Source organism: Micromonospora sp. WMMD1102 (assembly GCF_029626265.1).
Classification (GTDB): domain Bacteria; phylum Actinomycetota; class Actinomycetes; order Mycobacteriales; family Micromonosporaceae; genus Plantactinospora.
The window spans coordinates 3,261,752-3,275,193 of the sequence record NZ_JARUBN010000001.1; the positions used below are offsets into that span (position 1 = coordinate 3,261,752).

Below are 13,442 nucleotides of genomic sequence, written 5' to 3' on the forward strand. Positions count from 1 at the left end.
TGCCGTAGTCGGGACAATCCGGCCTCAGCCCGGTGCGCGGCAGCCAGCCGGGCAGGTGTTGTCCCACCCGCTTGCCACGGCCGGAGGGTCGGTTCATGACCGGCCCGCACCGTTCGATGCCTGACAGGGGCCGGTGGCGGGTCTGGACGGATACGGCTGCTGGCGGAGCCGGAAGGTGTGGTAGCCGTTGAGCTGGCCGACGGTGAGGATCGGCTCTCCGTGCCAGGGGGTGGCGACATCCCATCCGGCTCGAGCCGCCTTACCGGCGGTGACGACGACGCCGACGGAAGGCGGCACCGGGGCGATCAGGAGCCGCGTCACGGAGTGTCCGCTCGAAGGCTCGCTCCACAGCGTCCACCACAACCGCACGTCCACGTCCACGCCTCCACACCGCCGAGGGGGCGGCCGGGCCCTCCCCGGCGCCGGCCGCGCCCGTTCGATGGGCGCCACCGTCGGGAAACCGTGTCGGGGGCGACGCCCAGATCCTGGGCCGGCCCCGCACCTCCGGGGCGGGCGTGCGAGGTCCGGCCGTGAGACGGCCGGCTGTGACGAATGGATCACGCAACCGAACGCCTCACTGCCGATCGTTGCGGACCAACGGCAGACAGTTGTAGAGGCAGGACGTACGGAAATGGGGCCGATCAGCGGGATCTCGGACGTGGCGTCCAGGTTCCCGAGGTCAGGACTTCATACCCACCAGAGTCGCCAACTGGGCCAGCTTGTCGCCGTGGGCCCGCTTACGGCCGGTGGAGATCCTCCCAACGATGTCCTGGGCGTACCGCTGGTGGCGAAGCCACGTCGGGGCCCGGTCGCCGAGATCGACCAGGACCCCGGTGGCGGCCGGCCACTGGGCCAGCTCGGCGTGGGCCCAGGCCACATCCAGCCGGTGTCGCTGCCAGCAGGACGCATACGCCGGCCGGCCGACGGTGATCCGCTCCGACAGCTGCAGGACCCGTCGCGGGTCGCCGGCGATTGCCGCCGCCTCCACCCGGGCCATGGCCACCTTGGCCGCCCCAACCCCTTGCCCGTCGATGTTGTCGATGCGGGTGGCGGCCACCGAGGCCATGTCCAGTGCCCGGGTAGCATCGTCGTCTCGGCCGTCCCGGGACATCGCCGCCGCCGCCTCAAGCAGCATCCAGCTCCACGCTTCGACCTCGGCGGTGGAGGCGCGGCTGATGTGTCTGGGCTCCACCTCATCGGCAGTTGACGTTGCCAGCCCTTCCGCTTCGGCGAGCCGGCCCTGACGTAGCAGCAGCCAGCACATCGGCCACGCGGCGGCGGCGACTGCCGGCACGTCACCTGACTGGGCGGCCTGTTGCCGGGCGGCGGTGACCGCCACGTAGGCCAGGTCGTGGACCCGCAACTGGATGAGCAGCCGCCCGGCCAGGTGGTAGGCCTGCGAGGCCACCACGTGGGCGGCCAGCTGGTCGTCGCCGTCGGTGTCGGCGACCAGCGTCCGCACCTCGGCCAGCAGGCCGGGCAGGGCGGCGGCGGTGGTGCCGAAGTCGTTGCGGTGGTAGGCCTCGTTGGCCGCCTCCACTGACAGTCGTGCCCGTTCCAGGTTCGGCGGCCCGCTGTCGGCCTGCTCGTCGAGGAGCCTGCCGTCGGCTCCGGCAACCGGGGTCAGCGCCCTGCGTAGATCCAGCAGCCCCAGGGAGGCATACCCGGGTTCGCGGCGGGTGACCGCCGCCGACCCGTCCCCGAGGAGGCTGGACGTGGACACCTTGAGAGCTCTGGCCAGGGCGCCGATGGTGTTCATGCGGGCTGTGGTGCGTGCACCCCGCTCCAGCTTGCCAATCGTGTCCATGCTCAGGCCGGAGGCTGCGGCCAACTGTTCCTGGGTGAGTTGTCGCTGGCGGCGGATCCGGGCCACGTTCTCGCCGAGCGTCGGTCCAACTGTCGGTCGCATGTGGTTGCTCCTCCTGCACGAGGTCGGCGCGTGAGATCGACGGTACGCGCCGTCACCCTCCGCAGCTAACGTGGGAGGCGCGTCCGGACGAACCGTTGAGGGCCGCGACGGCACACCCGACGGCCTGTCGGGGTACTCGTTGGAGTGCAGAGGTGAGTAGGCTGATCTTGCAGAGGTCAGGTGTCGTGGTGGACGCCTTGTTCGTCACGGTGGGTTGCGTCTTGCAGGCGCAGGCGTGTGAGGCCGAGCATGTCGATCAGCCATCCGGGTCCGCCGGTGATGCCGCGGGCGCGTAGGAGGGTGTCGACCTCGTGGTGGGTCGCCGGCCCGGTGTTGGCGAGGAAGTCCTCGCAGATCTGGAGCAGGAGTTGTAGCAGGTCGCGGTGGTGGGTGTCGCCGGTGGCCGCGGGGTCGTTCGGGGTGGCCGGGGTGGGCATTAGGCGACGTTCTCGATGGCGGTGAGGCGGTTCTTGAGTCGGTAGCTGGGGCCGTTGATCGGGACGACGTCGCAGTGGTGCAGGAGTCGGTCGAGGATGGCGGTGGCCAGGACCTCGTCGCCGAAGGCCTGGCCCCATTCGCCGAAGCCCTTGTTCGAGGTGAGCAGGGTGGAGCCTTTCTCGTAGCGTTTGGAGATCACCTGGAAGACGAGGTTGGCCTCGGGCCGTTCGAGGGGTTGGTAGCCCACTTCGTCGATGACCAGGACGGTGGGGCGTAGGTAGGTTTGCAGCTTGCGGGCGAGTCGGCCGATCGCGTCGGCGGCGGTGAGGTGGCGGACCATGTCGTCGAGGGTGGTGAAGTAGACGGTGAATCCGGCTCGGCAGGCGGCGACCGCGAGGGACACGGCGATGTGGGTCTTGCCGACGCCGGGTGGGCCGAGGAGAGCGACGTTGGCTTTGGCCTGCACGAACGCGAGGGTCGCGAGGTCACGAACTTTGCGGGGGTCCAGGTCGGGTTGGAAGCTGAAGTCGTAGTCGTCGAGGGTTTTGTGGTGCGGCAGTTTCGACAGGCGCAGCCCGGCGCGGAAGCGGCGTTCGTCGCGGACGGCGAGTTCCTCTTCCAGTACGAGGTCGAGGAACTCCAGGTAGCCCATGGCCTCGGTGTCGGCTCGGCCGGTGAGTTCCCGCAGCGTCTTGGCCAGGTGAGGCAGGCCGAGCTTGGTGGCGCTGGCGTGGATGCGGTTGGTGACCAGCTCACTCACTTCGAGGCGTCCTTCAGGTGTGGGCGGTGGGTAAACGGGCTGGCGGCAGCGATCTGCTCATAGACCGACAGCGGCCGGGCCTCGACGGCGATCTGGGCGGCGGCGGCCCGGTTGAGTAGGGCTTGCAGCGGTCCCTGGCCGCCGTTGTGGCGGGCCGGTCGGCGTGTGGTCGACTGCCCGCCGTCGGGGTCGCCGGTGGTGACGGCACGGGTGTGCCCGTCGGGAAGACCGTCCCAGTGGGTTTCGTCGACGACGCGGGCGCCGCGGCCGACGGCCCGCTGGTGCGTGGCCAGCAGCGTGGCGCCGTCCAGGCCGTCGACGGTGGCGTGGATGGCGATGGTGGCGGCGGTCGCCCGGATCTCCACGAGCTGGCGGTGGCGGACCCGCCGGGCCGGCACGGAGTAGAGGTTGCCGGCGTAGGCGACCAGGCAGTCCTTGCCAACGTGCCGCAGATGCCGGTCGGCGACCACATACGCCCTGGCCGGGATCGGTCGCAGCGCGGCGTGGTCCCGGACCGCCCGCACGCCGATGATCTCACCGTGGGTGCGGTGCCGCACGGCCCGCCGCTGCGGAACCCAGGCCACGAACGTGGCGTCGAGCTCGGCCAGCGACGAGAACGCCCGCCCGGCCAGGACATGATCACGGACGATGGTGACCTGCCGTTCGACCCGCCCTTTGCCAGTCGGCCGGTAGGCGGCCAGCACATCGATGTCGAAGTCGTAGTGCCCGGCGAAGGCGACCGCTTCCGGGTGCAGCGGCACCGCCAGGCCCGGAGCGACGTGCCGGCGGACCACGGTCTTGGTCCGGTCGTAGACGATCGCACCGGGAACCCCGCCGAAGTGCGCGAACGCCCGCCGGTGACACTCCCAGAACGCGGCCAGGTCCTGGCTGGTGGTGAAGCAGCAGAACGGATCCCGCGAGTACGACAGCACCATGTGGAACGAGTACACCTTCGGGATCCCGACGTGAGCCAGGATGTCGCCTTCGTCGCCCCAGTCCACCTGGGCCTGCGCACCCGGAACGACCTCGAACCGCCGATGCAGCCCGGCCAGCTGATCCGGGCTGATCCCCAACTCCGCCGCGATCCGCGGACGGGCCTGCTGCAGATACAACTTCACCCGCTGGTAGTTACCGGTGAACCCGTACTGCTCGACCAGACGTTCATGGATCACCGTGCCCTTGAGCAGCAACTCCGCCCGCAACCACGCATCGACCACATGCGCGAACACATCGATCAGCTGCCCACGAGCCGGCCTCGCCGCAACCGGCGGCACCACCTCGCCGCCACCAGCAGCCAGGTACTTCTTCACCGTCCGCCAGTTCAGGCCCGTCTCACGAGCGATCTCCGAAACATTCGCACCAGCCTCGTGCAACGCCCGGAACCGACGCACATCCAGCCACCGCTGTTCATCCAACGCCCCCACCGCCAGCCGCCCCACGCCGGTCCGATCACGACCCGAGCAGCCTCACCCTCAGTCACCCGCTGACGACGGACAAACGGTGCGCACCTCTGCAAGATCAGCTGTACGTAGCTCTGCACTCCAGGCCGTACCCCGACAGACGGCCCTCACACGTAGCCCAGGTGCAACCGCTGACCGTCAGTGGGACGGCTGCCCGCTCCCTTGGCCGGGCGTCCACCGCCGGAACCCCGGCCGGGCCGGGTAGCCTTCCAGGCCAGGTAGGTGTCCCGGTACCAGCCCGGTGTGCGGCCCAACGCGGCATCAGGATCGGGCAGGTCATCCGGTCGGGAGCGGCCGGCGCGGCGGTTGCGGCGGGCCCGCTTCAGGTAGGTGTTGATCGTCGCCCTGTTCAGCCCTTCCCCTGGCTGATGTCGGCTGTTCTCTCCGGGCCTTTCGGGCCCCACCTCTCCAGCAAGTTCTGGACCCTCCAGCCACGGAATGTGTCCATGTCTCGATGGAAACTCCAGTTCCAGTTGGCTCCACCAGTCCCAGAAGCCGGAACGGTCGTACTTCGGCCGGAGGAGCCCCACCAACCCGCCACCAACCCGCCAACGCCGTGGAGCTGCGCTCCGACCAGCGACGCCTTGGGGCGGCGATTCGGTGGCAAGCCGGTCGAAGACCGGCGCGGCAGCAACTCGGCGCTGAGCGACGCGAACCGGTGGGGCCGCGATAACGCCGCCAGCCATCGACGCCCATGTGGGGCCGCAGGTTTCTGGAATCGACGTGGCGGGTCCAGGAATCGATGGAGCAGTGGGGCCCGAACAAGTCGGCGAGAACAGTCGGCCATGGGTAACCGTTCAGGCATGGTGCTCTCCTGTGGATCGGCCCTCCGACTGTCACGGTGTAAGGCGGGTGGAGCCGGAAACGGCACCCCGACCACACCGGTCGGGGTGCCGGGATACTCGACGCCTACACCACGGCGAGGTCGCTCTCCAGCGTGCCGAGCAGGTTGATGTACCCGCGCCGGGCCTGATGCTCGTCGCCGAACGGTTCCTCCCGACGCTGACCGTCAACGATGACAGCCACGGTGGCACCGAACCGGGCCAGGACGTAACTCTTGCCGGCCAGGGTGGTGCCGGTGGTGGTGGCGTCGGCCTTGGCGCCGCTGCCCTTGCGGGCCTCGGTGCCACCGGGGCCGAACCGTTCCGGCCGGGCGGCGATCACCAGTGCTTCACCGTCGACAGGCTCGCCTGCGGCGATGACCACCTGGAAGTCGTCGGGCTTGACCAGGGCGACCTCCCGGCGGCGGTGGGAAAGGGACCGATGCTTGATCAGGAACTGCTTGCCGGTGACGTTGACGGTCCCGTCGACCTTGACGGTGGCGGTGTCCACCCGGAACAGGATCGACTTGGTGGCCCCGACGCCGGGGGCAAGCAGCAGGTAGTCACCGCTTGCCGGCGGGGTCAGCGTGACGGCGTCGGCGGTGCTGGCCCCGGCCCTGGTGGGCGCCGCCTGCTTGCCGCTGGTCGCCGTAGTGGCCCGCTTGGTTGGAGCGGTCGCCTTGGCCGGAGCGGTCTGCATACCGTTGGTGGCCTTGGCGATGGTCGCCTTACTCGACGGGTTCTCCTTCACGCCGGCCGTCTTGGCCGGCTTCGCGGCGGTCGTCCGGGCCGGCCTGGTTGCCTTGGCGGCAGCCCGCCTGGATGGCCCGGCCGGCTTCCCGGACGACACCTCCGTGGCCTCAGGGTCATTGCGTTCTGGGGTAGCTGCTGGTCATTGCAGTGATGAGGTCGTGCGGGCGACGGTCGGCGCGTCTGGTGGCGCGGGCGATGTTGGTATCGCCGTTGGTGCGGTGGTAACTGGCCGCGGTGTTACGTAGCGTCGCCATGATTGCGGGGCCGGTGCCGGTTCTGGCTTGGTGGAGGTCTTCACGGAACGTGACGTCGCGGACATGATGGACCTGATTCTCGATCAGCCACTCGTTTCGGGCCCAGGACTGCAGGTCCGCGGGTTGGGCGTGCTCGGCGGGGAGGGAGATGGTGTAGTAGGCGGTTTCCCTGGTGGTCTTGCCCTTGAGGGTGCGGGTGCGGGTGATCCGGACGGCCTGCTCGGCGTGAGGGAACAGCAGACCGCCGGGGGTGGCTACGGTGAGCGCCTTGACCGTGCGGGTCTCCCGCCGGCCGTGACCGGTTTCGCGGCGTCGGTCACCCACCGGGACCTGGGCCCAGGGCAAGGCCTTGAGCTGGGCAAACACGGTCGGCTGGTTACCTTTGACCGGGATGAGCAGGTCGGCGCCGCGAGCGGCGACCTCGGTCGCGTGGCTGGTCTGTGTATGGAGGGCGTCGGCCACGAAGATGAGGCCGTCCAGGCTACCCAGAACCTGTTCGACCGCGTCCAGCAGTGGGGTGAACGCGGGGATTTCGTTGCTTTTCGCGGCCACGGTGACCTGAGCGAGCACGATGCCGGTGCTGGTGTCCAGCGCGGACAGCAGGTGGACCCGGCTGCCATCGGCGCGGCGGGCGCCGCGCATGGTCTTGCCGTCGATGGCGATGACGATCCGGTACCGCCGAGGTCGGGGCGTGACCGGAGGCGGGACGCGGGTACGCAGCCAGTCGGCGAGCACGGTGGCCAGCAGGTCAGCGTCCAACCTGGTCAGCAGCCGCCAGATCGTGGTCGCGGCCGGGACGGCGCGGATGAACCCGAGCCGGGCCCTGGCGAGGTCATCGAGGTCGTGCAGCCAGTCCGCGATGGCCGCGAACGATGATGCGCCGGCGGTCACGGCGCACACCGCGACGGTCAGTAGCCCGACGAGCGGGTAACGCGCCCCACGCGGGGACCGGGGGTCCGCGATGGTGGCCAACGAGTGCTGGAGCCCAGCTTCTTCACCCTCGGTGACAAGGCGCGGTGGCGAGTCGGTGGGGGTGCGAACTGCGGACAGTACCTGAATCGGGCATGCTGACATCGCGGGTGAGGTCCTCAAGGTGTCCGGGAGCGTCGAGAACTCCATGATCACCTACAGGCCTCACCCGCCTTCCTCAACCCCGCAAGGGTCCGCCCACCCCGGGAATCCCCAGTTCAACGGCCACTCGACCAAACACGCAATAGCCCTGTCCGTGGCCTGCTTTGCCGATGCCGCATTCCGCTCTGCGAGTACCGGCGCGTCCATCGGCTGCTGGCTGTCGAAGTACGCGGACAGCCCAGCCATCAAGTCACCCCGGGATGCCCGGGACCGGGAGGGAATCCCGAGCCGGTCACTGAGGCTTCGCAGGTTGCCGTCGGTCAACTCCAGCCGCTCGATGACCTGACCGGCATTCTGCGGGTCGCGGCCGATTTCGGCGATGACGTGCTTGGGGTCAAACATGTAATTCCTCCGTGGCGTCGGTCGGGAATTGTCCCGCTCAGGGGTATGAAGTTACGTTCTCGCCCGGCGATCGCAACGCCGCACGTCCTTTGTGCGCGACGCGCAATGCCGGCGCGGACACCCGACACCTGACCTGGGCGAACTGCGACCGTCTCACAAAGCTGTGACCGCCAACCTGGCACCCGGGGCCTCAGCCCAACGGTCATTCCGGCGCCAGTTCAGCCTCGACGTGTGGCGGTACCTCGGCGTTATTTCGCAGCAACTCCGGGTCGTCTACCGCACCGCCGCTCAACGACGACCTCTCACGGACGCTGGCAGGGAATGAAAGCGACACGATCATCCGCTAGTTGTCCCGCTGCCCAATCACGCACCGGCGACAATGTCGCCCTGTCTCTCCTGGCCCGTATCGAAGAACCGCGTCAGGTACGCCGGCGCCTCCAGTTCGCTCGCCCGGACCAACGAAAAGACCTCCGCCCCGTGACCCGGCTCATCAAAAAGCCGATACGCCTGGGAAAGTCCCACAAAGTCCATGCCGGTCTGCTCACCCGCGTACCCGAACGCCTCGTCCTCCGCCAAGGCAATGGCCTGGTCGAAACCCTGCGCTCGCCACAACGTCAGGCGCTCCTCATACAACTGACTCGCCGAGTCAACCCCCACCCGGAAGACGCATCGAACCGCGAACCAGCCGCTCTCGTTCCCCAGCGCCGCATCTCTTGGGCCTGCCATCCACCCATCCTGTCGCCCTGACCTGTCCATGGCGATCTGATTACGGAAGGCACCCGCCGACGCTGCCGGCGGCGGTTACGCGGTTGTTGTACCTGCCCAACCTGCACCCCGCTCGGCCCCACGGGATCCGGCTGATCACATCTCCTCCTGCTGATCGATCGCTGCCTCGTAGAAGGCGTCGGCGAGCGCCATGATGACAGCGCTGATGCCAGGGCCGTCGCTGAAGAAGTAGTCGGCCATGGTGTTGTGGGCCTCCTGGTTGTCGACGACCGCCTCGGTGACCGCCGCCTGGAAGTCCTGCGACTCCATGAACTGCTTCTTCGAGTTCACCTTGGTCTGGTTGACCAGGTCCGGGTGGGCGAGCAGCCGCTGCAACAGTCCCTGCACGAACTCACGGACCTGGGACTCGGCGAACGACTCGGCGCCGAACAGGTCGTTCATCTTGTCGATGACGACCTGTAGTGCGACGTACTTCGGCTCCTTTCGTGCGCCGGTGCCGGCGGCGCCGATGCCCTTGAGCTGGCCGTCACCGGTCAGCGAGATGTCGACTCCGGTCGCCTTGGTGTGCTTGACCCCGACGAGGACCACGTCGGACAGGTCGACCTCCGCGGCCCAGGAGGATTCGGCGATGACCTTCTCCAGGAGCCGCAGGAAGATCGACAACATCTCCATGTACGGGTCGCCGTAGTCGACTATCTGGCTCATGAAGTCGTAGAGCCGGACGTAGGTGGAGACGTCCTTGCGGAACAGGTCGAGGGTGTTGAGGGCGACCTTGTCGTCGGCCTCGATCGCCGCCGCGTACCGGCGGGCGAAGTCGTTCTTGGCCGGGCTGATCGCGGCCGAGAGCGCGTTGTTGCCTTTGCGGGCGTACCACAGTTCGGCGACCTCGCGCACCTGCTCAGGCGTGTAGATCCCGGCCTGGGCGAGCTTGTTGGCGAGGTGGACGACGATGTACGGGTCGGTCTCGGTCTCCAGGGTGGCGTTTGTGAAGTACGGCTCGAACGCGGTCCGGATGTCCTCCGGCTTGTTCACGAAGTCGATGACGAACGTCTTGTGCTTCTGCTCCCCACCCGCAGTGCGATGGGTGCGGTTGAGCCGGGACAGCGTCTGCACGGCGGTGACCCCGGACAGCTTTCTGTCGACGTACATCGCCGAGAGCAACGGCTGGTCGAACCCTGTCTGGAACTTGTTGGCGACCAACATGATCTTGTACGTCCCGCCCTTGAACGCGGCGGCCAGGTCCGCGCCAGCGCCGGGGTTGAGGTTGGCCTCGGTGAACTCGTCGTCCTTGCTCGGCTGCGGCCCCCAGTCCGAAGCCCACTTCTCGTCCTCGGCCATGGTCACCGAGTTGGAGAAGACGACCAGGGTGCGGTAGCTGTACGAGGGGTCCTTGGCGGCCCGCTTGGCGATGTAGGCGTCGATCGCCTTCTTGTACTTCACCGCGGCCTTGCGCGAGTCGGTCACGACCATCGCCTTCGCCTTGCCCTCCAGCAGGTGGGCGACGTTGGCATGGAAGTGCTCGACGATGATCTGCACTTTCTGGCTGATGTTGGTCGGGTGCAGCTTCACCCACCGCATCAGCCCCTTGCGCGCTGCGGTCTCCTCCACCACCTCGTCGCCGTCGCCGCTCTCGGCTCGGCCGGCGATCTTCAACGCGGTGTCGTAGGACTGGTAGCCCCTGAGCACGTCGAGGATGTAGCCCTCCTCGATCGCCTGCCGCATCGAGTAGAGGTGGAACTCGACCGGCGTTCCGTCAGGACCCCTGCGGCCGAACAGCTCCAGGGTCTTGTTCTTCGGCGTCGCCGTGAACGCGAAGTAGGAGATGTGCTTCGACTCGGCCCGCTCGGTCATCTCCGCGGCCAGGATCGCCTCGACGTCGACCTCGCCGCCGTCCTCGATCTCCTTGATCTCCTCTGCGGTCAGCACGGCCCTCAGCTTGGCGGAGATCTGGCCGGACTGCGAGGAGTGCGCCTCGTCGGCGATCACCGCGAACCGCTTACCTTTCAGGCTCCTGTTGGCCCGGATCTCGTCGAGGGCGTGCGGGAAGGTCTGCACCGTCACCGCGATGATCAGCTCGCCGTTCTTCAACGCGGTCGCCAGCAGCCCGGATTTCGACTTCGCTCCCGCCTTGCGGACGTCCTCCGGGCTGATCGTGGCCACGATCTTCCCCGACCCGTCGATCTGCCGGATCGCCTCCTGGAGCTGCCCGTCGAGCACGTTGCGGTCCACCACCACGATCACCGAGTCGAAGACCTTCTCGTCGTTGATGTGCAGCCGTGCCAGTCGGTGCGCGGTCCAGGCGATGGTGTTCGTCTTCCCCGACCCTGCCGAGTGCTCGATCAGGTAGCGATGTCCCACCCCCTCCTCGCGCACCGCTGCCACGATCTTCGTCACGGCCTCCCACTGGTGGAACCGAGGGAAGAGCATGCTCGTACGGCGTACCGATGTCCCGGTCGCGACGTCCCACTCCTCCCTGGTCTCCACGATCATCAGCCGGCCGATGATGGTGAGCCAGGCGTCCTTCTCCCAGACCCGCTCCCACAGGTACGCCGTCGCCGACCGCCCGCCCTCACCCGGCGGGTTCCCCGCGCCACTCTCGTACCCCATGTCGAAGGGCAGGAACTGCGTCTTGTCGCCCTCCAACCTGGTGGTCATCGCGGCCCGATCGTTGGAGACCGCGAAGTGCACCAGCGCCCGATGCCCGAACGACAACAGCGGCTCCGGCCGCCCGTTGGTCAGCGGATGCCGATGCTTGCGGTACTGGTTGATCGCCTCGTCGAGAGACTGGGTGAAGTCGGTCTTCAGCTCGACGGTGGCCACCGGGAGCCCGTTGACGAAGAAGACCAGGTCGATGCTGCGTCGGTCGGCGGTGGAGAAGTGCACCTGCCGCATCACCCGCACCCGCATCGCCGCGTACTGCTCGGTGGTGGTCGCGTTCAGGCTGGTCTCGGGACGGAACTGCGCCATCTTCAACCGGCCACCACTGATGTACTGCACCCCGTTGCGCAGGATGTTCAGCGTCCCGCCGCCGTGTTCGAGAGGCTTGTCGAGCGCCGTGGTCAGCACGTCGAGGAACTTCGCCTGCGACCCCGCAGCCTTCAGAGCCTTCGCGTACGCCGCCGACTGAGTCGCCTCCAGCCACGCGAACAGGTCCTCGGGGAAGAGCGCCCGCTCCCGGTCGTAGCCGGTGTCGCTCGCCGAGTACAGCCACCCGTGGGCTTCCAGGTATGCGCAGATCTCGGACTCGAAGACGACCTCGTGGTGGTCGGCCATCACACCATCTCTCGTACGTCGATCTGCCCCGTCACCGCCGCCGTAATCAACGCCGCCCGCCGCTCCTTGGAGAGTTCGATGAACAGCTCCGTCTCCGCAATGAGATTGTCGATTTGTGACTACTCAGGTCATCAGTTGATTGCGGGGATCCAGGGTCGGCCCGATGTTAGCTGGACGAGGGCGTCGTAGAGATTGATGCCGTGTTTGGCGGCGGTGGCGAGATATGAGCGCAGGTGGCAGAACTGCTCCGCGCCGGTCAGGGTGCGCATCGCGCCGGAGATTTTCTGCCGGATTTTGACCATGCGGACTTCCCGTTCGGCGGCGTTGTTGTCGAACGGGCAGTGTCCTGGCTGGTGCGCGAATCGGAGGTAGTCGTCGATGCGTTCGGTCATCCGGCGGGCCAGCGCGGCCAGTTTCTTGCCGATCGCTGTGGTTTGGCCGGTGTGGTCCTTGACCCCGACCAGAGCGGCGTGGCGGAACGAGGCGACCCCCGCGGCCAGAATCTCGGGATCGATGCGATCGTGGCCGGCTGCCACAGCATCGTCCGTGGCCTTCTTGAGGGCCAGCAGGGCGTCGATGCCTTGCGCGGCCCAGGTTGCCGACGGGTCGAGCTCGGCGGCGGCTACCAGTTCCCGCAGCAGATGGGCGCAGCACAGGGCGTGGGTGGCCTGTGGGTAGCAGTCATAAGGTGCCCAGGCGTCGTGCACGGCGATCCCGGTGAAAGCGGGCAGGACCCCGCCGGCGTCGATGGCGTCCCGGCCGCGTTTCGGGTGCACGTAGAGCAGGCTGTACTTACCTGTCGATGCGGAGTGAACCCAGTGCAGTTTGCCTGCGACCCGGAACCCGGTCTCGTCGAAATGCACCAGCGGTGCCGCCGTCAGCGCGGTGCGGATCGCGGCCAGAAAGTCACCCTCGAGCCGGCGGGCGGCGCGGGCGGTCAACGCCGCGACGCTGCCCTGCGAGATCGGCACCCCGAACAGATCCCCGACGGCCTGGGCGACGCGTTTCTGCGCCCCGAACTGCGCGACCAGCAGATACACCACGATCGCGGCCAGCCTCGGCCCGTACTGCACCGGCGCGTCCACCCCGGCCGGGCCGTCCGCGCAGGTCACCGCACCACACCCGCACCGGCGAATGTTCAGCCGGTGCTCGGTGACCCGGGCTACGACCGAGGGAATCTCGAACACCTGACGGCGGGTCACCGCGGCCAGCGGCGCGCCGGCCAGCCCGCCGCCGCACCCGCCACACGCGACCGGCTCATGAACAACGGTCTCGTCCGGGCTCTCGACCTGCCGCAACGTACGACCCGGATGGCCGTCCTGGCCACCCGAGCGGCGCCCGGACCGGCCCCGCAACGACTTCGGCGCGGGCTTGTCCAACCCCTGCGCCGAGGGCGGCATGTTCGAGTTCCGCGGAGACTGACCCAGACGACGCCGCAACTCGGCATTCTCCGCTTCCAGGACCGCGATCCGGGCATCCCGCTCCGCGACGGCCTTCTCCAACGCGACGAGCCGCTCCAGCAACTCCACGATGGACGGCATCTCCGGCACCCGGACATCCTGCCCAACAACCCCG

Annotated in this window: 11 protein-coding genes; all 11 read right to left on the reverse strand. The window is 68.1% G+C overall.

The window, feature by feature from the left end; genetic code table 11:
• Positions 1-93: 93 nt before the first annotated feature.
• The gene (locus O7626_RS14555; RefSeq protein ID WP_278061706.1) at positions 94-381 is read right to left on the reverse strand and encodes a hypothetical protein; all 288 of its coding nucleotides are present in this window, start codon (positions 379-381) and stop codon (positions 94-96) included.
• Positions 382-679: 298 nt separating this feature from the next.
• Complete coding sequence (locus tag O7626_RS14560; RefSeq protein ID WP_278061707.1) at positions 680-1,909, reverse strand: helix-turn-helix transcriptional regulator; 1,230 nt, start codon at positions 1,907-1,909, stop codon at positions 680-682.
• A 176-nt stretch (positions 1,910-2,085) separates the two neighbouring features.
• On the reverse strand, positions 2,086-2,346 hold the full coding sequence (locus tag O7626_RS14565) for a hypothetical protein (protein WP_278061704.1): 261 nt from the start codon (positions 2,344-2,346) through the stop codon (positions 2,086-2,088).
• Positions 2,346-3,107, reverse strand: coding sequence for an IS21-like element helper ATPase IstB (istB, locus tag O7626_RS14570; protein WP_278061703.1), 762 nt, complete (start codon positions 3,105-3,107; stop codon positions 2,346-2,348). The genes O7626_RS14565 and istB overlap by 1 nt, the downstream gene beginning before the upstream one ends.
• Positions 3,104-4,546, reverse strand: coding sequence for an IS21 family transposase (istA, locus tag O7626_RS14575; protein WP_278061708.1), 1,443 nt, complete (start codon positions 4,544-4,546; stop codon positions 3,104-3,106). Before istA ends, istB begins: the two co-directional genes overlap by 4 nt.
• Before the next feature lie 930 nt (positions 4,547-5,476).
• On the reverse strand, positions 5,477-6,139 hold the full coding sequence (locus O7626_RS14580) for a hypothetical protein (RefSeq protein ID WP_278061709.1): 663 nt from the start codon (positions 6,137-6,139) through the stop codon (positions 5,477-5,479).
• 115 nt (positions 6,140-6,254) lie between these two features.
• On the reverse strand, positions 6,255-7,367 hold the full coding sequence (locus O7626_RS14585) for an ISAs1 family transposase (protein WP_278060713.1): 1,113 nt from the start codon (positions 7,365-7,367) through the stop codon (positions 6,255-6,257).
• 162 nt (positions 7,368-7,529) lie between these two features.
• Positions 7,530-7,868 carry a hypothetical protein gene (locus tag O7626_RS14590; protein WP_278061710.1) on the reverse strand — a complete coding sequence of 113 codons (339 nt, stop codon included), beginning with the start codon at positions 7,866-7,868 and terminating at the stop codon, positions 7,530-7,532.
• Positions 7,869-8,231: 363 nt separating this feature from the next.
• Positions 8,232-8,594 (reverse strand): hypothetical protein, encoded by a 363-nt coding sequence (locus tag O7626_RS14595; protein ID WP_278061711.1) that lies wholly within the window; start codon positions 8,592-8,594, stop codon positions 8,232-8,234.
• Positions 8,595-8,729: 135 nt separating this feature from the next.
• Positions 8,730-11,867: a DEAD/DEAH box helicase family protein gene (locus O7626_RS14600; protein WP_278061712.1), complete on the reverse strand. Its 3,138-nt coding sequence runs from the start codon at positions 11,865-11,867 to the stop codon at positions 8,730-8,732.
• A gap of 131 nt (positions 11,868-11,998) precedes the next feature.
• Positions 11,999-13,408, reverse strand: a complete 1,410-nt coding sequence (locus O7626_RS14605; RefSeq protein WP_278061713.1) for an IS66 family transposase — start codon at positions 13,406-13,408, stop codon at positions 11,999-12,001.
• Positions 13,409-13,442 lie beyond the last annotated feature (34 nt).